Origin of the sequence: Paenarthrobacter nitroguajacolicus (genome assembly GCF_007786235.1) — a bacterium.
Taxonomy (GTDB): Bacteria; Actinomycetota; Actinomycetes; order Actinomycetales; family Micrococcaceae; genus Arthrobacter; species Arthrobacter nitroguajacolicus_A.
In genome coordinates this window covers 23,770-44,961 of the sequence record NZ_VNFK01000010.1, presented here as the reverse complement: position 1 = coordinate 44,961, position 21,192 = coordinate 23,770, and the positions used below count along the sequence as shown (strand labels likewise).

General features: G+C 62.5%; 24 protein-coding genes. 23 read left to right on the top strand and 1 reads right to left on the bottom strand.

The features are described 5' to 3' along the window. Positions 1–17: 17 nt before the first annotated feature. From terL to FQP90_RS13590, 18 genes are all read left to right on the top strand, one after another. On the top strand, positions 18–1,577 hold the full coding sequence (terL, locus tag FQP90_RS13675) for a phage terminase large subunit (RefSeq protein ID WP_144651378.1): 1,560 nt from the start codon (positions 18–20) through the stop codon (positions 1,575–1,577). 12 nt (positions 1,578–1,589) lie between these two features. Then, the gene (locus FQP90_RS13670) at positions 1,590–3,158 is read left to right on the top strand and encodes a hypothetical protein (protein ID WP_144651376.1); all 1,569 of its coding nucleotides are present in this window, start codon (positions 1,590–1,592) and stop codon (positions 3,156–3,158) included. Between the two features lie 93 nt (positions 3,159–3,251). Continuing rightward, the gene (locus tag FQP90_RS13665; RefSeq protein ID WP_144651374.1) at positions 3,252–4,298 is read left to right on the top strand and encodes a phage minor head protein; all 1,047 of its coding nucleotides are present in this window, start codon (positions 3,252–3,254) and stop codon (positions 4,296–4,298) included. Between the two features lie 174 nt (positions 4,299–4,472). Further along, positions 4,473–5,720: a hypothetical protein gene (locus tag FQP90_RS13660; RefSeq protein WP_144651372.1), complete on the top strand. Its 1,248-nt coding sequence runs from the start codon at positions 4,473–4,475 to the stop codon at positions 5,718–5,720. Positions 5,721–5,723: 3 nt separating this feature from the next. Beyond that, the gene (locus FQP90_RS13655) at positions 5,724–6,071 is read left to right on the top strand and encodes a DUF2190 family protein (protein WP_144651370.1); all 348 of its coding nucleotides are present in this window, start codon (positions 5,724–5,726) and stop codon (positions 6,069–6,071) included. 11 nt (positions 6,072–6,082) lie between these two features. Then, positions 6,083–7,168: a phage major capsid protein gene (locus FQP90_RS13650; RefSeq protein ID WP_144651368.1), complete on the top strand. Its 1,086-nt coding sequence runs from the start codon at positions 6,083–6,085 to the stop codon at positions 7,166–7,168. 83 nt (positions 7,169–7,251) lie between these two features. Then, positions 7,252–7,611 (top strand): hypothetical protein, encoded by a 360-nt coding sequence (locus FQP90_RS13645; protein WP_144651366.1) that lies wholly within the window; start codon positions 7,252–7,254, stop codon positions 7,609–7,611. Further along, the gene (locus FQP90_RS13640) at positions 7,608–8,039 is read left to right on the top strand and encodes a DUF6093 family protein (RefSeq protein ID WP_144651364.1); all 432 of its coding nucleotides are present in this window, start codon (positions 7,608–7,610) and stop codon (positions 8,037–8,039) included. The genes FQP90_RS13645 and FQP90_RS13640 overlap by 4 nt, the downstream gene beginning before the upstream one ends. A gap of 9 nt (positions 8,040–8,048) precedes the next feature. Continuing rightward, positions 8,049–8,417, top strand: a complete 369-nt coding sequence (locus FQP90_RS13635) for an HK97-gp10 family putative phage morphogenesis protein (protein WP_144651362.1) — start codon at positions 8,049–8,051, stop codon at positions 8,415–8,417. Beyond that, complete coding sequence (locus FQP90_RS13630; RefSeq protein WP_144651360.1) at positions 8,410–8,826, top strand: hypothetical protein; 417 nt, start codon at positions 8,410–8,412, stop codon at positions 8,824–8,826. Before FQP90_RS13635 ends, FQP90_RS13630 begins: the two co-directional genes overlap by 8 nt. A gap of 8 nt (positions 8,827–8,834) precedes the next feature. Beyond that, a complete protein-coding gene (locus tag FQP90_RS13625) occupies positions 8,835–9,029 on the top strand; it encodes a hypothetical protein (protein ID WP_144651358.1) in 195 nt (64 codons plus the stop codon). Then, positions 9,026–9,544 carry a hypothetical protein gene (locus tag FQP90_RS13620; RefSeq protein WP_144651356.1) on the top strand — a complete coding sequence of 173 codons (519 nt, stop codon included), beginning with the start codon at positions 9,026–9,028 and terminating at the stop codon, positions 9,542–9,544. Before FQP90_RS13625 ends, FQP90_RS13620 begins: the two co-directional genes overlap by 4 nt. A 100-nt stretch (positions 9,545–9,644) precedes the next feature. Beyond that, entirely contained in the window at positions 9,645–10,226 is a 582-nt protein-coding gene (locus FQP90_RS13615; RefSeq protein ID WP_144651354.1) for a hypothetical protein, read from the top strand. 80 nt (positions 10,227–10,306) lie between these two features. Then, on the top strand, positions 10,307–10,573 hold the full coding sequence (locus FQP90_RS13610) for a hypothetical protein (RefSeq protein ID WP_144651353.1): 267 nt from the start codon (positions 10,307–10,309) through the stop codon (positions 10,571–10,573). 9 nt (positions 10,574–10,582) lie between these two features. Further along, positions 10,583–13,711 carry a phage tail tape measure protein gene (locus FQP90_RS13605; protein WP_144651350.1) on the top strand — a complete coding sequence of 1,043 codons (3,129 nt, stop codon included), beginning with the start codon at positions 10,583–10,585 and terminating at the stop codon, positions 13,709–13,711. Beyond that, entirely contained in the window at positions 13,704–14,459 is a 756-nt protein-coding gene (locus FQP90_RS13600; protein ID WP_144651348.1) for a hypothetical protein, read from the top strand. The genes FQP90_RS13605 and FQP90_RS13600 overlap by 8 nt, the downstream gene beginning before the upstream one ends. Before the next feature lie 10 nt (positions 14,460–14,469). Beyond that, complete coding sequence (locus FQP90_RS13595; protein ID WP_144651347.1) at positions 14,470–15,540, top strand: hypothetical protein; 1,071 nt, start codon at positions 14,470–14,472, stop codon at positions 15,538–15,540. A 3-nt stretch (positions 15,541–15,543) separates the two neighbouring features. Beyond that, entirely contained in the window at positions 15,544–16,416 is an 873-nt protein-coding gene (locus tag FQP90_RS13590) for a hypothetical protein (RefSeq protein WP_144651345.1), read from the top strand. Here the strand turns inward: FQP90_RS13590 and FQP90_RS13585 are convergent. After that, positions 16,413–16,709: a hypothetical protein gene (locus FQP90_RS13585; RefSeq protein ID WP_144651343.1), complete on the bottom strand. Its 297-nt coding sequence runs from the start codon at positions 16,707–16,709 to the stop codon at positions 16,413–16,415. The two genes, FQP90_RS13590 and FQP90_RS13585, sit on opposite strands and share 4 nt — an antisense overlap. 52 nt (positions 16,710–16,761) lie before the next feature. Between FQP90_RS13585 and FQP90_RS13580 the strand changes: the two genes are divergently transcribed. From FQP90_RS13580 to FQP90_RS13560, 5 genes are all read left to right on the top strand, one after another. Next, positions 16,762–16,953, top strand: a complete 192-nt coding sequence (locus FQP90_RS13580) for a hypothetical protein (protein ID WP_144651341.1) — start codon at positions 16,762–16,764, stop codon at positions 16,951–16,953. Between the two features lie 63 nt (positions 16,954–17,016). Beyond that, positions 17,017–17,487: a hypothetical protein gene (locus FQP90_RS13575; RefSeq protein WP_144651339.1), complete on the top strand. Its 471-nt coding sequence runs from the start codon at positions 17,017–17,019 to the stop codon at positions 17,485–17,487. Beyond that, complete coding sequence (locus FQP90_RS13570) at positions 17,487–18,953, top strand: polysaccharide deacetylase family protein (protein ID WP_167510493.1); 1,467 nt, start codon at positions 17,487–17,489, stop codon at positions 18,951–18,953. The genes FQP90_RS13575 and FQP90_RS13570 overlap by 1 nt, the downstream gene beginning before the upstream one ends. Before the next feature lie 72 nt (positions 18,954–19,025). After that, positions 19,026–20,453, top strand: a complete 1,428-nt coding sequence (locus FQP90_RS13565; protein WP_144651336.1) for a hypothetical protein — start codon at positions 19,026–19,028, stop codon at positions 20,451–20,453. Positions 20,454–20,464: 11 nt separating this feature from the next. Further along, positions 20,465–21,187 carry a LamG domain-containing protein gene (locus tag FQP90_RS13560; RefSeq protein ID WP_144651334.1) on the top strand — a complete coding sequence of 241 codons (723 nt, stop codon included), beginning with the start codon at positions 20,465–20,467 and terminating at the stop codon, positions 21,185–21,187. Positions 21,188–21,192: the final 5 nt, after the last annotated feature.

Below are 21,192 nucleotides of genomic sequence, written 5' to 3'. Positions count from 1 at the left end.
CCTATTGGAGGCCCACCGTGACCATCGACATGTGGGAGCACGCGGCCCGCATGTTCGAGCCGGCACCGGAACCCGAAAAGATCGAGCGCCCGCACTGGGACTCCCCCGGGCAGCTTGCTAAGGCCGTGGACCCGTCGACGATCCAAACCCCCGCGCTGGACTTCATCGACCAGGCACTCATGGACGTTGAGAACGGCACCTGCGACCGCCTCATAATCTCCATGCCCCCGCAGGAGGGCAAAAGCACGAGGGTCACGAAGATCGGCCCACTCTGGTTCCTCACCCGCAACCCAGAACGCCGCATCGCCGTCGTGTCCTACTCCGCTGGGCTGGCACTCACCTTCGGCAGGGACATCCGCCGATTCATCACGGACAACCAAGGCCAAGAGGGAACTCTCGATCTCGGCCTCCGGATCAGCGCTGACAACGGCGCAGCATCCGAATGGCAGCTCGACGGGCACAAAGGTGGCGTGAAGGCTGTCGGCCTTACTGGCGGCCTAACGGGTAAGCCCGCGGACATCCTGTTCATCGATGACCCCGTGTCGAACCGTGAACAGGCAGAATCACCCACGTTCCGGGAACGGGCCAAGAACTTCTGGCGCTCAGTCGGTTCAACCCGCCTCGCACCCGGCGCACCGGTGATACTCATCCTCACCCGCTGGCACGTCGACGACATGGCAGGCTTCCTCCTGTCCCAGCCGGACAAGGCACGTTGGCGGGTCATCAACATCCCCGCACAGGCAAACCACGACCCGGACGCCGGAGAAACAGACCCCCTCGGCCGGCAACCCGGCGAATGGATGAAGTCCGCCCGAACCAACGAACGAACCGGCCAGTCCCGCACACCTGACGAGTGGGAACAGATCCGCATCCAAGCCGGACCACGGGACTTCTCTGCGCTTTACCAAGGCTCACCGAATCCAGAAACGGGCAACGTGTTCCCCAAGGAATGGGCGCGGTACACCCAGCCGCTCTGGATCGAGCACCCAGACGGTTCACGCACGGTCCCTGGTATCGGGCGCGACGATCACGAGCTGGTGCAGTCCTGGGACCTCACGTTCAAGGACAAGCCCACCTCTGACTTCGTCGTTGGGCAGGTCTGGCTGCGGGTCGGCACGTCCGCGTACCTGTTGGATCAAGTCCGCCGGCGCATGAACTTCAACGAGTCTCTGCTGGCCATCAAAGCGCTTTCCGCGAAGTGGCCGCAAGCCATCGCGAAGTTCGTAGAGGACAAGGCCAACGGCCCGGCTGCGATCAATGCGCTCAAGTCCCAACTGGTCGGCTTGATACCCATCGAGCCGGAGGGGTCCAAGTACGCGAGAGCCTCAGCAATTTCTCCGCTGGCCCACGCGCAGAACGTAGTGCTCCCCACCGAGGAACTACTTCCCAATGTGGAAGAGCTCGTCGAAGAGGGCAAAGCGTTCCCCAACGGCGCCCACGACGACACCATCGACGCCATGTCACAGGCAATCAACCGAGTCCTCCTCATGCCCCTCACTGAAGGGCTGGGCGACCAAGTTGAGGATGACGTCTACGAAGAAGCGGACCTGAGAGGGTACGCGATCACCCCGTACTGATTGGAGGGCCCAGTGCCTGGCATCATGGAAGCCCTCGGACTCAAGAAGGCCACAGAGCAGGAACCGACCGTCGAAGCGTGGCGGCTGGAGGACGCGGCCTACCGACTTGAAACGGCGAACGAGAACCTCGCCCGGTTGCAGCTCATGTACGAGGACACTGGCTGGGAATCCCTCACCGCGGCAGGGCAGCGCGAGTTCACCCGTGAAGGGCTGACCCGCAACGCTGAGCTGTGCCGGGTGATGTTCCTTGCCAATCCGCTTATGAAGCGTGGACTCGGGATCCGGGCATCGTACGTATTCGGGCAGGGCGTGGAGATCAACGCCCGCGCCACCGGCGACGACGGTGAGCAGGACGTTGACGCTGTCGTGAAGGCCTTCCTGGACGATGAAGGCAACATGGACGCCGTCACCGGCGCACAAGCTCGGATCTCACTGGAGAACGATCTTGGTACGGACGGGAACGTGTTCCTCGCTCACTTCACCAACCCGCTCACGGGCAGGGTGAAGGTCCGGCCGCTGCCGTTCGACGAAATCGTGGAGATCATCTCAGAACCGGGAGACAAGACCACCCCGTGGTTCTACCGTCGCCGTTGGGTTGAAACCACTCTCACAAACACCTTCGGTTCCCTGTCCCGCGAGTACGAGGCCCTGTACCCGGCGCTCAAGTACCAGCCGGCCACGAAGCAGAAGTCCTACAACGGTGTTGAGGTGCGGTGGGATTCCCCCATCCTGCACGTCAAGGTCAACCCTTACGGGTCCAAAGTGTGGGGTGTTGGTGACGGGTTCGCCGCGCTGCCGTGGTGCCGGTCGTACAAGGAGTTCCTTGAGGACTGGGCCACCCTCTGCCGGGCATTGTCTCGGATCGCGTTCCGCGCCTCATCCTCGAAGGCGAAAGCCTCCCAGGTGCAGCGTGCCGGGCTCGAGGCGCTCAACAAGATGGGCGCCGGATCTTCGGTGTCCCTCGGTGAAGGCCAGACGCTGGAGGCTGTACCGAAGACAGGTGCGACACTGGACTCCGAGTCCGGGCGGCCCCTCGCCGCGATGGCTGCGGCCGCTCTGGGCGTGAACGTCACGATCCTGCTGGCGGACCCCGGCGTGACCGGCGCCCGTGCTGTCGCTGAGACACTGGACCGGCCCCAGTACCTTGAGCTGATGAACCGGCAAGAGGTTTGGTCTCAGGCTTACCGGGCATCCTGCGGGTACGTCATCGAGCAAGCCGTCATCGCCCCACGAGGACCCCTGAAAGGGACCGTGACCCGGGAGGATGACCGCCTACTCGTGGATCTGGGCGACACCGACGCCACCGTAGAGGTTATCTGGCCAGAGCTCGAAGAGATCCCGCTGGACATCCTGATGGGCGCCCTTGAGAAGGCCAACGACATGGACGTCCTTCCACCGGTGGAGAAGTTCAAGCTCGTGCTGCGTGCCCTCAGAGTCCGCGACATCGACGACCTACTGGCAGCCATGGTGAACGACGCCGGGGAATTTATCCCCCCATCAGCCGCAGCGGACGCCACAGCAGGCGACCTTGCCGCCAAGGCATTCCGGGACGGCAAAGACCCAGCAGCGGCGCTGAAGTAATGGACGGCACGCAGATAATGGCCGCTGTCGTCCTTGCTGTCCTGCTGGTGCTCGCGCTCATCTACCTTCCGTAGGTGATTTTCAGGAGGTCTGATGGCGATCACTCAGGAAACACTGCGGATCGTCGCGGACCTACGGGAGCGCTTGGAGCGCACGACGGACGCCCAAACCCTCGCCCTTACCCGGGCGTGGGTGGAAGCGTGGGACGCTCTTGCCCCGGACTTCCAAGCCGCTGTTGTGGACCTCATGGCACAGGCCAGCAATGGTGTCGTGTCCCGTTCCGTGGTGGCGAGGAACATCCGCCTCCGCGACTCGCTGCAGGCCACCCGGACAATGCTGGACAGCCTCGCAGCTCAAACAAACACGATTGTGGTGAACGACGTCGGCGCCGCGGTGCTGGACGCCCTGGACACGCACTCCGCGCTCATCAGTTCGCAGCTCCCGGCGAACGCCGCCCAGGTCGGTGTCTCGTTCACCCGGATGTCCCCGGAGGCACTGGCAGCCATCGTGGAGCGCACCACGCAGCAGATCCACTCCACGACTCGGCCCCTGCCGGCGGACGTCGAGCGGATCATGAAGCGGGAACTGATCAGGGGCATCGCAGTAGGTGACAACCCTCGCCGTACAGCGTCCAAGATCATTTCCCAAGCTGAGGGCCGGTTCAACGGCGGACTCACCCGGGCACTCACCATCGCCCGCACCGAAACGCTGGACGCCCACAGGGCAGCCACGCAAGCTTCGGAGAAGGCAAACACGGACATCCTCGCAGGGTGGGAATGGCACGCAGCGCTCAGCGCCCGCACATGCCCGTCCTGCTGGTCCAAGCACGGCACCCAGTACGAGAACGACGTACCCGGCCCGCTAGACCACCAGAACGGCCGCTGCGCTCGCGTCACGCTCACGAAAACGTGGAAGGAACTGGGCTTCGACATCAAAGAGCCCGCCTCAGTCACGCCCAGTGCGCAAGATGCGTTCAACAACCTCACGCCGGACACGCAGAGAGCGATCATGGGCGCGCAACGTCTGGAGCTACTTCAGTCAGGGCAGATCAAATGGGCGGATCTGTCCACGAAGCACAGCACGGACGGTTGGCGGGACTCCTTTGGCGCGACTCCGGTCAAGGACCTGATCAGTCGCTGAGGCCAGGCTCGAACTGCACGGCCCCGCACCACTTGCACTTCACCTCAAGGGACCCTCCGGCGGCACGCAAGTGGATCACTGACGCCTTCCACTCGTGCCCGGGGCACTCCCCAGGCACCCCCGCACTGTCGTTCCGGTCATCAAGGCCCACACAACCATTCTAGGAGGCTGTCAATGGCCAAGCTCATCACCGAGGCAGGCAAGCTCAGCGCCCCCTCTTCCACCGGCAAACTGATGATTACCCTCATCACGCCTGGCTGGGGATCATCCGGCTACTACTCCGACAAAGTTCTCGAGCAGGCAGCCAAGGACAAGGTGTTCCCCGAGGGCACTCAGATGCACATCGATCACATGTCCTCCTCGGATGAGTACGAGCGGCCCGCTGGGTCACTCACGACTCTCGCTGCGGTGCTCGAGGAAGACGCAGTCTGGGATCCGAACTACCTCGACGCAGAGACCGGCAAGAAGGGGCGCCTCGCTGCGCCCGCGCTGCTTGGCTCCAAGTACCGGCCGGAAATCACCGAGTTCGCCAAGTACATCGGCACATCCGTCGCCGTTGGCGTGGACATGAAAGCCGGTGAAGCCGAAGGCCGGCGCGGTCAGATCGTCGAAGCGATGTACCCGCACAAACTCAACCGGGTCGACTTCGTCACGGTCGCGGGGCGCGGCGGAAAGATCGACAAGGTCATCGAGGCGTTCGCCATCAAGGCGCACGAGGTCACAGCAAACGATCTCCGCAGCCAGCTCCGCGAACTCGTCCGGGGTGCCTACGGCGACGACCACACCTATGTGTGGCTCGAAGACCACGACGACACCAACGTGTGGTTCAGCCTCCAAGCCGAAGCGAAAGCCACCACATACCAAGTCGGCTACACCGTCGCGGACGACGTCGCTGCCCTCTCGGGCGAATCCACGGAAGTCCGCAAGGTCACCCAGTACGTCCCCGTAACTCCCGCCCAGGAGTCCAAAGATTCCGCTCCGAACCCGGCAGCGGTAACCGAAAATCAGGAGGAAGCCACCATGGCAACCATTGATGACGCCGAGCTCAAGCAGCTCCGCGAAGCCGCCAGCCGGGCCACCGCGCTGGAAGCTGAGAACACCACCCTCAAGACGGACAACGCGAAGCTGGAAGGCGACAGCCGGAAGTCCGCCGCTGAGGCCATCGTCGCCGAGGCATTCGGCGATGTTGAGGCAAAGGTCACCCGAGCATCGCTCGTTACAGCCGCCCTGGCCGCTGAGACGTTCGACCCTGCCGCGCTCAAGGACACCGCCGTCGAGGCTGCCGCCGAGATACGCGCTGCCCGCGGCGAAGGAAACGTTCACGGCGCCGGCCAGACCAACGCTCCCGGGAACGCCCAGGAAGCAGTCGCCATGGAAGTCGGGGACGCCGACATCCTCAAAGCCCTCAAGGGAGGCAACTAAGCCATGAAGAACCAGCGCTACACCCACGGCAAGCACATCGAAGTCACGTTCCCGTACGACCGCCTGTCCGGTGAACCCGTCCGCGTCGGATCCATTTGCGGCGTCGCCGTGAAGGACACCAAGAGTGGCGAACGCGGCACCATCTGGCTCGACGGGTCCTACGACCTGACCGTCACAGGTGCTGTCGCATCCGAGGGCCTGCCTGTGTACATCACCGCAGCGGGCGCCCTGAACGTCACCGCTACCAGCAACTACCGCTTCGGTACCGCACTGGGCACCAAGTCCGCCGCCGCCGGCCCACTCGAAGTCGTACCCATCGGCTACACCGACCAGACCGCCGTCGGCGCGTAAGGAGAAACGCAATGAACGCACTGAATACTGGCGACATCCTCGCCAAGGAGGGCTTCCGCATTGCGCCCTCCGTCAAGGGCCGCATCCTCGAAGCAGCCAAGCTGTTCAACGAGGGTGTCGCGGGAAAGTCCGCAGGCGCCGAGTACCGCATGAAGGAAGCCTTCAGCACGTCGGACTTCCCCAAGCTTCTGGGCGCAGCCTTCCAGATCGAGGCCCGCGATACCTACCAGAACACCGAACCCGAGTGGCAGACATTCGTTCCGGAGAAGAAGGTCAAGGACTTCCGCCCGGCCAAGAACGTCGATGTATTCGGCGGCCGTGACGCATTCGACGACGTCGCCGAGGGTGAAGAGTACAAGGGCCGTTCCCTGAATGAGTCCGAGTTCACCTTCTCCGCAGGCAAGACGGGTAACTTCTTCGCCCTGACCTTCGAGGCACGGAAGAACAACGAGTACTACCAGCTCCTCGACTTCCCTGGCCGCTTCGGCACGGCGGCCCGCGCTACTGAAGACCGCAAGGTCTTCGAGAAGTTCGTCGGCGCAACCGGCCCCATCGCGGAGTTCTTCGGCGGATCGGTCTCCAACAAGATCCTCAACGAGGCGAACCTTCTCGCCGCGTACAAGACCATCATCGGCCGTAAGAACGCTGACGGCCTGCCCGTGAACTTCAACGGCCGCCCGATCACGCTGCTCATCCCCCAGTCGCTCCAGTTTGAAGCTGAGGCACTGATCAACGAGCCCCGCGTGGACGCCGGTGGTGGTACGTCAAAGAAGAACCCCCTGTTCGGGAAGTTCAACATCGTCGTGTCCTGGCGCTTGTCCGTCCTCGACGTCTCTGCCAACTCGGCCACGTCCTGGTACCTCTTCCCGCCCAAGGAATCCGACTTCGCCGCTCTCGGCAAGGTCACCATGGTCGGCGAAGAGACCGTGGACATCCGCGTCAAGCGCGATCAGGGCGAACGCGTGGATGGTGGCGCCATCGGCATCGAAGAGGGTTCCATCGATGACGACACCATCACCTACCGCGGCCGCCACATTACCGGCGGCGCGAAGCTCGACACCACGTTCGCGTACGCCTCCACCGGCACTACCGCGTAACAACGCACCACCAAGGTGCCGGGGTGACAAATAGGGCAAATCAACCCCACCCCGGCACCACCCAAACTTTCATAGGAGGCACCATGGCCATCGACTTCACAACGGACGTTGGCAAGGTCCGTCTCCTGATCGCTGACCTCGATGAGGACGCTTTCCTACTGCCCGCTGACGTCATCGGCGGGTACCTCGTACTCAACGACGACGCCGTCCTCCTCGCTGCCGCGGACTCTCTCGATGCCATCGCCACGTCCGAGGTGCTGCTGGCAAAGAAGATCCGCACACAGGATCTCTCCACGGATGGCCCGGCGGTGGCTGCTGAACTTCGAGCGCAAGCTGCCAAGCTCCGCGACAGGTTCGTCGATGACTCAGGCACCCAGGCGTGGTTCGACGTCGTGGGCTACTCTCCCGCCCCACATGCCGAGGGTGAGGAGTATCGCTGGTGAGCCCACTCCCCGGTTATAAGGTCATCCCGCCGCGCTGGGCTGAACACCACCGCCCGGTGGCGAACTCCACGATGGGCGCCCCATGCGTGATCAAGCGCATCAGCGACGGCCCCCCACCGTTCCCGCTCCCTGAGGACTGGTCGAACGATGAGACTATTCACTCCACCCTGTGCCGTGTGCAGGAGCTCAAGAACGAGGGTGGCGGTACCCCGGGCGAGCAGCCCACCACGGAACGCCGCTACCTCGTGCCACTCCCCCTGACCAACACGGAAGGCGTGGCCCTCCCGGAACTCCGGGCAGGTGAGCAAGGCGACGTCATCCACACCATTGGCCGGCAGCTCCGCATCGTCCAAATCATGTTCGGATCCCTCGAATGGGAACGCGACGTCATCTGCGTGGACAACCAAACCCAGCAGAACCCCGACTAGGAGGCATCCATGGGTGCTGACGCCTCGGAACTCCGCAAGCTGGCCGCCGACCTTGGAAAAGGTGCACGGGAGACCGGCCCCAGGGCGCAGATCGTCGTCCGGAAGACAGCCGTTGATGGGACCCGGATCGCGAAGAACAAAGTCCCGGTCGACACAGGCAACCTGAAGTCCACCATCGGGCACAGCGACCTCCGGAACGTGGGCCAATCCGGCACCATCGGCGCCGAGTTCGGACCCACCGCCGAATACGGCCCCTACGTCGAACTCGGTACCTCCCGTATGGCCCCGCAGCCTTTCATGGGCCCAGCCGCTGACGAGATCTCCGGACCGTTCGAACAGGCAATGGCCCAACTAGGCGCGGAGGTCCTCGGTGGTTGAAGTCACCCCCCTGGCCACGGCCATCATCACCAAACTCAAGACCGTCGCCGGGATCAGCGTCTACGACGGATTTGTTCCCAAGGCAGTTCCGGAAGCGGGCGGGTTCATCCTCCCGTACGCGGTTCTGTGGCTTGGCGCCGGTGACAACCCGGACGAACCCACGTCCTGCGGAACCCACAACACCGACACTCTGGTCCTCGACTTCCAAGTGACCGTTGTCGCGTCCAACACCCCCGCAGTGCGTGCCGTCGCCGAGGCAGTGAAGCAAGCCCTCACGAACCTCCAGGCTGGCAAGGGCCGGATCAAACCGAACCCGGACGGCTTCAACCAGCAAGCCCCCATCCTCGACACCCAAACCACCCCCGCAAGGTTCATGCTGCCCCTCCAGTGGCGGCTCATCACCAACTAGGAGACCCCATGGCTAAGGACGGATTCGTTACAGCAGCGCCCCCGAACGGCGGCGAGAAGCGGCGCGTGCCTGAGCACTACCTGCTTCCCCCGTTCAACTACAAACTCCCGCCCTCGAATCGAGTGCAGGAACCGGCCACCCCGGCCACCACCCAAGTCAAGGAACCGGCCGTGCCGGGACAGAAAAAGGAGGTCGCAGAATGAAGCGTTCTGCAGACGGAAAGAAGAAGTGGGCGCTGCTCACTGAGAAGCCCGCCGCGGCTTCCGGAATCCCCAACGAAGACGAACTGAACGCAGGGATCGACTTCTCCTGCGTCGTGCTCGAATCCGACATCTCGTGGTCCCCCACCGCGTCCGACACTTTCAACGAGAAGACCTCCTGCCAGGTCGGCAACTCGTCCGCGTTCGGCGCGTCGAACTACGACACCGCACTGACTTTCATCCGCGAATACCTCGAGGCCGGCGGCCCGGATTCGATCGCCGGCGACAAGGCTTATGAGGCTGTCCGCGTCAAGGGCTCCGAGGTGGGGATCTACATGCGCGAGTCAGACAAGTTCTCCACCGAGCCTTGGGAGGCCGGGGACATCATCGATCTCGGCGGCAAGGTCCGTTCCGACAACCCTGCACGTGTGAACAACGACGGCGACATCAAGCGCCGCGTACCGTTCGCCGCTCAGGACATGATCGTCGAAAAGGCCGTCCTCGCGGGCACGCCGTAACAAGAGCTGCCGTGGTGCGCGTGATTCAGGCTCCGCGCACCACGGCCCCCAAACCTTTCAGAGCCTGCCACCCACCCCCAACTTAGGAGCCTGAACCCCTATGACCACTGCACCCGAAACGTTCGACGTCGAAGCATTCATCAAGGGCGCGAACCTGCCCACGGAATCCGCCACCGTCTACATGCGGGCCGACGTCATCTCAGACATCACCGCGCTGAAGCACAAGATCGACGTCGCTAGGGCTACCGACAACAGCGAACGGACGTCCAGCGATAAGTCCGAACTGAAGCAACTCGAAGCAGAGTACGTGCGCCTCCTGACCGTGTTCTCCGAGTCCGCGTCCACTGTGCACGTCCGTGCTCTCACCCGGCAGGAGCTCAAGGACCTCCGCGAGACTCACGAGAAGGCAATCGAGGGCAAGGAAATCACCCCGAAGGACTCGAACGAATCCTTCGGCTATGACCTGTTGGCCCTCGCCATCGTGGCCGTGGAGCCTATCGGCAAAGAAAAGCAGTCGGCCGCTTTCACCCCGGCCCAGGTCCGGGCGCTGGAAGAGGGCATCGGCGCGGCGCAGATGCAGGCCATCCTCGAGGCCCGCCAGATCGCACAGAACAAGCTCCCCGAGGTGGACGCGGATTTTTTGCTCAGGCTCTATGGCACCAGCGCCGGTTCGCAGGGATAGTCCAAGTCCTCCGTACCGCCAGGGCCAGCGGGAAACCACCCTCACACTGGTTCACCAGCAACCGGGGTGACTGGCTGGAAATGGACTACGTCCTAACCCTCGCCCTGCAGGTGTACGAAGACGGGCTGTGCGCCTGCGGGCAACCGACCATCCTCGCGCACCACAAACAGAACGACGGCTGGTACGACGCCGAGAAGGTCCAGTGCCACTCCTGTGCCGCCCGTGAAAGAGCCACCGCCGGGAGCGGCTCCGACCGCTACGTGCCGGAGCCAGGCGAAAAGGTCTACACGATCTACACCCGCCCTGGAACCAAGCCCCTCCTGACCGTGGAGGGAAAAACTTCATAGGAGGCCTCCGTGTCCGAGCGTTCAGTTGTTGTACGGCTCGAAGCTGAAGTCTCGAAGTTCGTCCGGGGTCAGGAGCAAGCCAAGAAGGCCACCGACGAGACGACCAAAGCTCAGGAGGCCCTGGGCAAAGCTGTTGATGAGGCGGCCAGCAAGTCCGAGAAGGGTTCGGAGCGGGTAGCTAAGGGCAACCGGAAACAAGCCCAGTCCTCCGAAGACGCAGCTAAGTCTTCGAAGAAGTCCGAAGATGCCTCCAAATCGGATGCGAAGGCAAAGGAGCAGCAGGCTGACGCAGCCGAGAAGGCCGGCAAGGGCCTACTCATTTTCGGGACGACCTCTGTAGCGGCCCTCGGCGCGTCTGCCAAGGCTGCCATGGACTGGGAATCGGCCTGGGCCGGTGTCACCAAGACCGTTGACGGTTCCCCGGCGCAGATGCAGGAACTGGAGGGTGGCCTCCGGCAACTCGCCAAGACACTTCCCTCCACTCACACTGAGATCGCAGCCGTGGCTGAGGCTGCGGGACAGCTTGGTGTGAAGCGGGAGGACATCCTCAAGTTCACCAAGACAATGGTTGACCTCGGCGAGACCACCAACTTGACCGCCGAGGAAGCGGCCACCTCGATAGCCCAGATCGCAAATGTGTTCGGAACACGCGGCGAGGACATCGACAACTTTGGTGCCACCCTCGTCGCACTCGGCAACGATGGCGCGTCCACCGAAAAAGAGATCCTTTCTATGGCCCAGCGGATCGCTGGTGCAGGTAAGACCGTGGGCGCTACCGAGGGTGAAGTGCTGGCGTTGTCCAACACTCTGGCCTCCATGGGCGTCCAGGCTGAGCTGGGCGGTGGAGTATCGACCCGTGCGCTGCTGAAGATGTATGGCGCGGTGCAGGACGGCGGGCCCAAGCTAGAAGCTTTCGCCAAGGCCGCAGGCACGTCAGCGGAGGACTTTTCGAAGGCATTCCGGGACAGCCCAGTGAAAGCCCTCGACTTGGTAACCAAGGGCATGGCCCGGACTAACGCCGAGGGCGGCAACGTCGTGGCGATGCTCCGCGACATGGGCATGAAGGGCACCGAAGAAATGCAGGTCATGCTGGCACTTGCCGGCGCCGGTGACCTGCTTTCGGATTCGCTGTCTCTGCAGTCGAAGGCATGGGTGGAGAACACTGCCCTCGCCAACGAGGCAGCCAAGCGGTACGAGACGACCGAATCAAAGGTCAAGGTTGCTTGGAACAACATCAAGGACGCGGCCATCGACGCCGGGGCGGCAACTCTCCCTGTGATTCAGGGCCTCGCTGAGGGTGTTTCCGGGCTGGCTCAGGGGTTTGGTTCCCTCCCGGCCCCAGTGCAGGGTGCCGTCACTGTCCTTGCCGGAGTAACCGGCGGTGCCGCGCTACTCGCCGGCGGGCTGCTGACAGTGATTCCAAAGATCCGCGACACGGCCGAGGCATTCAAGGTTCTGGATACGAAGTCTGACGGTTCATCCCGTGGGCTCGGGAAAGCCGCCAAAGTTGCTGGGGCCGCCGCCGCAGCGTACGCGGCACTTGCTACGGCTGCGGCGCTGGCTGCGGCTGCCACGGACGGAAGCCGGTCCAAGACCAGCGTTGAGGACTTCAACAATGCCCTCTCCGGTGTCGCAACCCGGGGTGACGCTGCGAAGAAGTCCCTGGACGGGGCATTCAACGGCGTCACGAAGCCGGGGAACTCGACGTTCACCGCCGTAAATGACCTCGACTCGGCAATGAAGCGCATCTTCAACCCGCAGTTCAACGACAACATGAATGACTTCTGGTCAACTGTGACGGGCCAGAACGCGACGTCGGGCATCAACGTCACTAAGGCCGCCTTGGGCGATATGGACAAGTCACTAGCGTCCATGGCTCAGTCCGGGAACCTTGAAGACGCGGCGGCTGGGTTCAAGCTAGCTGCAGATGCTGCCGAGGCGCAGGGCAAGCCTGTATCGGCCCTTGTTGAGCTGTTCCCGGAGTACAAGGCTGCCATCCTCGCCACGAAGACCGCCAACGGTGAGACACAGGTTTCGCAGGAGGCGCTGACCGAGGCGATGCTCAAGGGAGACCCGGCTGCGGTTGGAGCTTCCAAGGCTCAGGAGGTCTTGAAGGGTTCGCTGGATGAAACTGGCGTGGGTCTGGACGCTGTCATCGAGGACATGGACAAGTTCCTTGAGCAGCTCTTCGCGTCGGGCATGATCACGATGTCCGCGAGGGACGCGAACGCAGCGTACAACGACGCGTTGCGGGGCATTCCGGAGACGTTGAAGACCATCGCTGAATCGCAGGGCAAGCTGGGCCGAACGCTTAATGACACGGCCACAGACTTCGACCTGACCACGGAGGCTGGTGCAGCAGCAAACAGCGCATTGCAGGACGTAGCCCGCAAGGGCATGGCAGAGGTCGAGGCGAAAGCCGCCGAAGGACTCGGCCAGGACGAGCTGCAAGCCAAGCTGACCACCACCTACGACGATTTGGTGAAGTCCGCCGACCAGATGGGCATCCACGGCCAGGCCGCCGTCGATCTGGCCCGGGACATCCTTGGCATACCTCCTGGTGTCAGCATCGAGTCATGGATGTCAGACAAGGCCAAAGCCACGGCTGATGAGACCAAGAAGTCCATGGATGCGATCGATGGGCGCGTGGTCAAGACATACACAGAGCACCAAGAGAAGACCATCCGGAGCATTGAGACTCAAATTTCGCAGTCTGAGTACAGGGACGACCCTTCGATGGTGGGGTTCCGCCCGGGAACCTTCGCCCCCGCAAGGGCCGGTGGCGGTGATCTTGATATTGCTCCGGGCCCGAAGGGTCAGGACTCCCAATTGTTTTGGGGCGCCAAGGGTGAGCACGTGTTCACGGACCGGGAAGTGGATCTCATGGGCGGCCAGCAGGCTGTCTACCAGTTCCGCGCTGACCTTCGGGCAGGGAACATCCCACGCCACCAGAAGGGCGGCGCCATGGGCTCTGTCGGTTCGGTGGCAGCCCCGTCTTCGTTCGGCGGCGGATCCAGTGTCTCAGTGAGCCTCGAACTCAACGTGAATGGCACCACCGCGCCGCGGGAAGTAGCTGATGAGGCCATGGGAATGATCCGCGGCGAACTGATGAAGCAGGGGGTGAAGCTCGGTGGCTGATGAGCACATCACCTGGGGTGCACGCACACTGGCCGGGGTTGACCGCTACGGTCGCTGGTTGGTCACGGACGGGTTGGAGAACTGGTGGGGTTCGCCGGACACGCGGGGCGATACAGAGGACCGCCCTGACGCGGACGGCGAACTTGACCTCCCGGTCTTCAACCAAGCCCGCCTCCTGACGCTTCAAGGTCACCTGCACACGAACGGGCATGACCTACTGCACGAGGCTGGGCACTTTCTGTCTAGCTCCATGTTTGGTCGGTTCAAGGTTCAGGGCCACGGCCCGACCCTTTGGGCGGATGGGCGGCGGAACAGTGGGTTCCTTTTCAACCCGGTCACGGACGCGTTCGCTCAGTGGCAGGTGCGCATCAAGTTCGTGGACCCCTGCAAGTACGGGGATACCCGGACGTGGTCGGCTTCGGTGGGCTCGCCTATTGGCGGGATCTTCCACCGGGGCAACTACAACGCCGTTCCGCGCTTTGTCGTGGCTGGGTCCATGCCAGGCGGCTACCGCCTGACGATCAAAGGCCAAGTCTTCACCGTGACGAGAGCACTGGTTGCAGGGCAGCCGCACAGTATCGACTACGGCACCGGGCGCCTGCGGGTGAACGGGGTCATTGTTCCCGGCGGGCTCGGCTGGGGCTTCAAGCCGCTCATCACACCGGGCCTACCAACGGCCCTGGCTATCGAGCCGGTCACCACCGGAACGGGAACCGTGACTCTGACCCTGACTGACACCTACATTTAGGAGCCGCCCCATGTGGAAGTTCTACTCAGTGAGCACATCCACATGGGGCGACAAGATCGAGCTCCCGGCCAGCACATTCACCGGCGGCCGGCGCCTGAACGGCGGTTCTCAGGGCACGGCGACGTTCAACCTCAAAGACCCGGGCGTCGCCGAGGTACTCACGAAACAGTCAGTGATGCCGTGGGAACGCATGCTTGTGGCGCAGTGGGAGGGCGAAGCGGTTTACGCCGGGTTCATCACCAACGTCCAGCAGCTCAAAGGTATCGTCACCGTCACGCACAAGGACGTCTGGGCGCTTTGGGAGCGGCGGCATATCCTCACCGTCCGGGGTGACGGGGACCAGTCCGCGGCGCCGATCACCTGGACGAACAAGACCCTTGCCACACACGCGAACCTCGTGGTGAACCGAGGAATGACCGGCTCCCCGGCGGGCCGGTATAGCCTCCCGCTGATCATGGACGCTGACGTCGTGGGCCCGGACACCCGGACATGGTACGGGTACAAGTTCACGAAGGTGTCCGAAGCTCTCAAAGAAATCATGGAGTCCGAGGGCGGCCCGAACGTTGACTTCGACCCCCAGTGGGACAACGCCACCGAGACTTTCCGGTGGGTGATGCGCTCCGGATCACTCACCCAGGGCGAGTGGGAATGGGACGCCACCGCCCCAAAGACAGACGTGAAGGACTTCGATCTGGAAACGGATGCTGACCACCTCACAAACCGTCACATCGGCACCGGCGAAGGCTCCGAACGGTCACTACTCGTGAGGGATGCTGACTCCTTCACTGGCAGCGGCCCGGCACTGGAAACAGTGGAGTCCTACGACACCCCGGACGGCGGGATCCTGCAAGGCTGGGTGAACGCCAACCTGTCCGTCGCGGACGAGTACACGCAACAGGCGAGCTTCAAAATCCCCACCACCGGCGAGGTGCCGATCAAGGACCTCCTTCCGGGCGGGACTGTCAACCTGCAAACCACGGGGCAATTGTTCCTCGACCACGGCTGGCACGAATGGCGGCTGATCGGGTTCACATTCGACAAGAAAGAGATCACGTTGCAGATGCAGCAGATAGGCGGGTAGCCCGTGGCGAAGATCAACGACCTTAGCCAAGGCAACCTGGGTAAAGTCTGGGATGCGATCCGCAAACTCCAGTACGCCACCAACCAGAACGCGATGGCCATAGGCCGCGGCGGGCTGACCGTCTACGGTGGCGGCGGGATCACTATTGAGAATGGTGGCCTGTACGTCACCGGATCTGCATCGATCACGGGGCTCCTGGAAGTTGCTGGCACGATCAACATGACTGGCACATTCACCGCCACAGGTGACGTGAATCTAAACGGTCCGGTGGACATCGCCGGCAACACGAACATCACTGGTGACGTCACCTCGGCCGGCCACTTCACCCAGACCGGCCCAACGGACCTAAATGGCGTCACCACCATTGCGGGGGACACCACCGTCACCGGCGACTTCACGGTTACTGGACCAACGGATCTGAATGGGACAACGACTATCGCTGGTGACACGACAGTCACTGGTGACTTCGACGTCAACGGGCCGATGAAGACCACTGGAACACTTTCCGTGGAGGGTGTGACCACGCTCCGGAACGATCTGAATGTGACCACAGGCGGGAAGATCACGGCGGGCAATGTGTCCATCGATCCGTCATTGCACAGTGGTGCAGTGAAGTTCTCTTCCGGCCGCGTGCTCTACGACACTGGCTCTTCGCTCATCATGGCGAACGGAACAGGGTCCGCATCCGTTAGCGTCACAAGCTCGCAGGTAGTAATTGAGGGCGGGACGGCCGACATCCACATTCTCAACAACCTGGTTGGCATCAACGCGGACTTGGAAGTCACAGGAAACACAACACTGAACCTAACCACGACCGGTAGTGCGGCGAATGTCTTCTATGACAGCTCTTCCGGCCGGTTGTACTACAAGCCCTAGGGGCAGTAGACGGCTTTGGCGTACTCCGTGATGCGCTTGGCGTTCTCTCCGCTGGCTGGAAGAGCCCCCTGGCAGGCTTGCTGACCCATCTTTACGAGCTCAGTATTGCTGGGCTTCTCCCCGATCCATCCAAGCTTCACCCCGGCGATGAAGAACTCATCAGCGGAGTAGCTCTCGTCGTAGGACGATGCCACCGCGGGGTCTGGGGTGACCGGTTCGACGCTGGCCGCCGGTGAGGCGCATGCACTCAAAGCCAAGACGGCGAGAACAGCTAGTCCCCCAATACTTCTCATGCCCTGCATCTTAGTGCCAGGGCGCTCGAATTAATACACTCGGAGGCCCCTCTTGGACGAAGCACTTCAACTTGCGCATGACAGCATCCACGCCGAGTACAGGCAGAAGCTAGCCAATGCGGACTGGGCCCTGGCCAACGCGAACGCCCAGTGCAAGGTCAAAGATGCCGTGATCGCAGTCAGGGACAGGCGGATAGCTGAACTGGAGGAGCTGCTTGACCAAGCCACCCGCACGGACGCCTGACCCCCAACTTCACAACCATCAAGGCCCCGCACTCCGGGGCCTTTTCCATGCCAGGAGGCACCTATGGCTACAGCCCCGGTGGTTGGCAACGTCACCGACGTTGCCGGGACGCACTTGAACGGGAAAATTCCGGAGCTTCACTTCACGCTCAATTCTCCCAATGCCAAGGCAGGGAAGGTGATACCGACTGAGCCGCTAACGGTGCAGCCCGCGTCTGACGGTTCCTTCACGGCAAGCCTTGAGACCACTACGGACATGATGGACGACGCCTGGTACACGGTCTCCATCCAGTGGCTTGATGCTGCAGGGAATTACGTGAAGGCCGACTTCCCGGACTGGCAGTTGCAAGTCCCATCCGGCGGGGGTTCGTTTTCGAACCTGTTCGGCAAGCCGCCAAAGAACACACGCATGGTCTACGTGTCCTTGACTCCTCCAGACAATCCTCGGCCATTCACGCTCTGGCTGAAGGCCAACCCGGCTGATGATCTCGATCCGCTGAATACGTGGGATCTGTACGAATGGAGGAACGTCTGATGGCATTCGCATGGGAATTTCTCGCGAACCTCAAGGGCCTGAAGGGTGATCTGGGTACTTGGTTGCAGGGTGTCCTGCCGGACGAGTCCAACCTGAACAGCATCAACGGCACCAACCACGTCGGGCTCTGGTACGTTCCCGTCACTGGCGTGGCGACCATGACGAACCTGCCGCCGTATGCTGGGGCTGCCAACGCCACACTGGTAGTTGAACGCGGGCCAGCCAGTTACGGGTTCACCACGCAGACGTACACGGTCATGGGAGCTATCCCGGCCAAGTGGTGGCGGCAGATGCTCACCGGGTCCACTTGGTCCGCGTGGAAGCGCCTGGACAATGCCTCGACCTTGCTGGCAGATGGCACTGACTTTGACACTCTCTCCGGCTACGACAAAACCGGAACGTACTACATCAGCAGCGGCACCTCAGCCGCCACGATGATCAACAAGCCCGCCGGATCCGCCAACGGGGCATCCTTGCTGGTGGTTCGTGGCGGACACGCTCCTGGCTTCGGGTTTACTGAGCAGGTCTTCACGGTCCTGTCCACCCCGCAGCGCTGGTGGCGGACCCTCATCTCCGCAGGCGTCTGGTCCGAATGGGACCGCATTGACGGCACTGCTGCGTTCGTCCTAAACAGCGGTCACTACGGCACCCCAAACGCGGCGCTGATTGAGGACTTCAAAGCCCGGCACCCCGTGACGTCCACGAACGGCAAGGGCGCCGTGGTGTTCCGCTTCGACCACGGCCTGACGTACTTGAAGAGCACCATCCTTCCGATGCTGAACTCAGGCGGCCGGAACTGGAAGTGCCTGATCGCAATGAACTCCCGCAACTGGGCCAAGACCGAGAACAGCGGCATGTCCCAGGCGGAAGCAACGGCCTTGATCGACGCCGGCCACGAGTTCGCCAACCACAGCGCGGACGGCAACCCGGACGGCACCACCCACAAGGAGATGGACTCCAAGGCCGCGATCTGGGATCAGATCGTTGTCGGCAAGCAGGAACTTGAAACGCAGCTTGGCCGCCCGATTGAGCGGTTCATCATCCCTGGAACGGTCAATGGCATGGGTGGTTTCACGACCGGGCCCAGCATGGACGTCTACTCGAGCACCTACGCGGGCTCAGTGATCATGGCCTTCCATGCAGTGTTCTCCGGGGCCTTCCCGAACACCCGCTTCCGGAAACTTGACGGCCGCCTCAAGCAAGGGCAGGCGTACTACAACATCGAGTCCGAAACAGTGGCCTCGATCAAGGCGCAGATCGACATCGCTGTATCCACCAAGACGGCGCTGGAGATCATGCTGCACCCCCGCAACATCGACCAGCCGGGTTTCCTGTCACTTGCCGGGCTCACGGAAGTGTTCGCGTACATCGACACCACGGTGGCCGCCAACCAGCTTGTGGTCCTCGGCAACAGCCAGGCTCTAGTGGCCACCACGGAACCAGTCGGCACGTCACTCATTCGATGAGACAGACAACAACGCCACGTCAACGGGGCGGGCTGATAACGGCCCGCCCCTCAGTTTCTAAGGAGGCCACCCATGGCTGAAGGTATTCCCGGCCTACTCCGGTGGGCACCGTCCACATCGTTCAAGGCCGGTGAGAAGCTGGCGGCCCCCAATGGCGATATCGTCACCGCCAACATCGACTTCACCACAGGTGCGACCTACAGTGCCACCAACCTGACGCCATCAAGCCAAGACACCCGCCTCGGCGGCGTCGAAGGCGGCCTCGCCCAGACACGCAAGCAGGTGCCGGATATCAACGGCGTGGCTGGTGGCTTTCTTGACCCCACTGGCCGACTTTCAGAACTGGTCATCGGCACGGATGGTCGCGTCCCAGACTGGGCGCTTGCGGCATGGAACAAGCGCCTAGGCGTCAAGTCTGCCGCATTCCCGCTGACCGGCGCCGACAGCTCAACCTCATTGGACACGCGTACGGCCGTTGGTGCGCGTATTCCGTTCAAGCTGCCGGCGGATGCCATCGCCTTCCGGGTGCATATCCATAACAACAACAACCGCTACGTGTTCAATTACGCCGGAGCCCTATCCTTCGACGGCTTAGCGTTCGGGCCCCACGACATGGGTACCACTGGCACGCACACGGGCAAGTTCCTCGGGACTCCAACCACCATTGCCACAGGGTTCACCACCTCTGCGACAGGGGCCACCGAGTGGGTATCGCCATGGGTGGAGGCGGACCTGGCTGCCAACAAGGACTACCTCCTGTCCTATGGGTACACCTGTGCAGCGCAGAACAACGCCTCCACCGTCGCTGGTTCCTGGCAATCCACCAACAACACGAGCTGGAACGCGGTCGAGGACGTAGGGGCGGTCCTTGCCAGCCACACGCCATGCGATATCTGGCTGGAGCTCAAAGTTGCCGACAGTGTCCGTTCGGTAGCTTTCCTGACTGACTCGTTGGGGCTTGGCGTCTCTACGCGGCTGCCGGTGTATGACTCCTTTCCGATGCAGCACGCCCGGGCCAACGGCTACTTGCCTCTGATGTACTCGCACAGCGGATCCACCATGGACGGCTGGGCGGCAGCGCCCACATCGCTCCGATTCACCAAGTGGGCAGCCATGGCAAAGCCTGACGCTTTGGTGTGGTCGTTGGCGCGTAACGACATCTTCGCTTCCGGTGCCGATCTGGCCACCCTCCGGTCCAGATTCGCTGCCTTGTACCCGATCATCACTGGCGTCACCTCAACGAACGTGTACCTCACGACGGTGCTTCCAAGCTTCGATGCTGCCGCTCCGGCTGAGGCTGTCCGGCAGGCGTGGAACAACGTCTTGCTGGATGAGCTTCCGGGGAACGCTGTCACGGCATTTGACCTGGGCAAAGCGGTCGAGTCTTCCACAGTTGGCGTCCTCGATTCCCGCTACTCCGCTGGACCGGGCAATATCCACCTCAACCGCCAAGGTGATGCCCTCTGCGCCAGGACGATCAACCAGCCGCTTCATCGATAGGAGCTTCCCCCATGGCTTTCCTCTACACAACCGAAGCCGCTTTCACTGGGCCAAAGATCACCAGCTTGCCGCTGGCGGTCCATGACCTACCGGTTTCCGGCTACAAGCGCCGATACCTCGCCAAGAACTTGCAACTTACAGATGGTGCCGCCGTGAACGCTTGGCCGGACATGGTGGCTGGAGGTGCCGCACTGGAAACCGTCCCCACCTATGGGGCGGCCCCGACCGCGGCCACGGTGGGCACAATCAAGGCCGTCAGTTTCAACGGGACCACGCAGGGACTCAAGACTTCCGCTGTCATGAACCAGCCCCACACGCTAGTGATCGTGGCAAAGCTGCAGGACTCGGGAGTCACCGGCATTCGGATCATTGCGGGCGGGCGTCTAGGGTCTGATACCGCCGTCGAAAACGCGGTTCTTGGAACATCCGGGACGGCCCCCAGCAAAATCCTTTTCTTGGAGGGTGGGTCTACGGTCAACGGCCCTGCGGCAGATCAGGCATGGCACGTCTTTATCGGCGTGTTCAACGGTGCTTCCTCGGTGCTGTCTGTTGATGGCACCGAGGTATCCGGCAACACAGGAACAGCCCGCCGGGACATCCTCACTCTGGGCTACCACCGCGCCGGGCAGTGGACAAACATGGCCGTCGCTGAAGTCGCTCTCTACGACAAGGCTCTTTCTGCCGGTGAACGAACATCCACAGTCAACGCACTCCGCGCACAGTACGGCCTCTAGGAGCG

Bases quoted from the DNA above. Each gene is read 5' to 3' on its own strand.
- FQP90_RS13665 (WP_144651374.1), top strand. From the start codon at position 3,252: ATGGCGATCACTCAGGAAACACTGCGGATCGTCGCGGACCTACGGGAG.
- FQP90_RS13660 (WP_144651372.1), top strand. From the start codon at position 4,473: ATGGCCAAGCTCATCACCGAGGCAGGCAAGCTCAGCGCCCCCTCTTCC.
- FQP90_RS13655 (WP_144651370.1), top strand. From the start codon at position 5,724: ATGAAGAACCAGCGCTACACCCACGGCAAGCACATCGAAGTCACGTTC.
- FQP90_RS13650 (WP_144651368.1), top strand. From the start codon at position 6,083: ATGAACGCACTGAATACTGGCGACATCCTCGCCAAGGAGGGCTTCCGC.
- FQP90_RS13645 (WP_144651366.1), top strand. From the start codon at position 7,252: ATGGCCATCGACTTCACAACGGACGTTGGCAAGGTCCGTCTCCTGATC.
- FQP90_RS13635 (WP_144651362.1), top strand. From the start codon at position 8,049: ATGGGTGCTGACGCCTCGGAACTCCGCAAGCTGGCCGCCGACCTTGGA.
- FQP90_RS13625 (WP_144651358.1), top strand. From the start codon at position 8,835: ATGGCTAAGGACGGATTCGTTACAGCAGCGCCCCCGAACGGCGGCGAG.
- FQP90_RS13620 (WP_144651356.1), top strand. From the start codon at position 9,026: ATGAAGCGTTCTGCAGACGGAAAGAAGAAGTGGGCGCTGCTCACTGAG.
- FQP90_RS13615 (WP_144651354.1), top strand. From the start codon at position 9,645: ATGACCACTGCACCCGAAACGTTCGACGTCGAAGCATTCATCAAGGGC.
- FQP90_RS13610 (WP_144651353.1), top strand. From the start codon at position 10,307: ATGGACTACGTCCTAACCCTCGCCCTGCAGGTGTACGAAGACGGGCTG.
- FQP90_RS13595 (WP_144651347.1), top strand. From the start codon at position 14,470: ATGTGGAAGTTCTACTCAGTGAGCACATCCACATGGGGCGACAAGATC.
- FQP90_RS13585 (WP_144651343.1), bottom strand. From the start codon at position 16,709: ATGAGAAGTATTGGGGGACTAGCTGTTCTCGCCGTCTTGGCTTTGAGT.
- FQP90_RS13575 (WP_144651339.1), top strand. From the start codon at position 17,017: ATGGCTACAGCCCCGGTGGTTGGCAACGTCACCGACGTTGCCGGGACG.
- FQP90_RS13570 (WP_167510493.1), top strand. From the start codon at position 17,487: ATGGCATTCGCATGGGAATTTCTCGCGAACCTCAAGGGCCTGAAGGGT.
- FQP90_RS13565 (WP_144651336.1), top strand. From the start codon at position 19,026: ATGGCTGAAGGTATTCCCGGCCTACTCCGGTGGGCACCGTCCACATCG.
- FQP90_RS13560 (WP_144651334.1), top strand. From the start codon at position 20,465: ATGGCTTTCCTCTACACAACCGAAGCCGCTTTCACTGGGCCAAAGATC.